The sequence below is a fragment of the Photorhabdus sp. RM96S genome, assembly GCF_042879335.1.
In the GTDB taxonomy this organism is placed as follows: Bacteria; Pseudomonadota; Gammaproteobacteria; order Enterobacterales; family Enterobacteriaceae; genus Photorhabdus; species Photorhabdus kayaii.
This window is the reverse complement of record NZ_JBHFKT010000194.1, coordinates 1-418: the sequence shown is the minus strand read 5'-3', so window position 1 is coordinate 418 and position 418 is coordinate 1. Positions and strand designations below refer to the sequence as shown.

General features: G+C 56.9%; 1 protein-coding gene. It reads right to left on the bottom strand.

The genetic code is table 11. The annotated features are described in order from the left end of the window. Positions 1-418: VENN motif pre-toxin domain-containing protein (locus ACGF49_RS24935; RefSeq protein WP_387493444.1), on the bottom strand; the 418-nt coding region annotated here is incomplete at both ends.

The following is a 418-nucleotide window of genomic DNA, read 5'->3' as shown; positions in this document are numbered from 1 at the left end:
AGTATCAACCATATCCTTGATCACTTGTTTGCAGCTTTCGCCTTCACAGGTGCGGGCTTGATGCGCAAAATTGTCCAGCTCATTCACGCTCAGATAGTTATTCTCAATCGCGTTCTTCCCGGCCTGCGCCCCAGTGAGGGCACTGACGGTGGAGTCACCAGCAATACCGCCTGCCAATCCTGCTGCCAGGGTGGAAAGGGTGCTGATAGTTTGCTTCTGCTCCTCCGTTAACTCACTGACTTTGGCCCCATCACCGTAAAGTTGCTTTATCAGGACCTGCGCGGCCAGTTCCCCCGACGCCGCACCGGCGGCACCCGACAGGGCATTGTTACCGCTCACTTCCGCCGCCACCGCCCCTAAAATCGCATGGGCCAGCGTATTGGTAGCGATATCCACCTGATGGGTTTGTGGGTCCGTC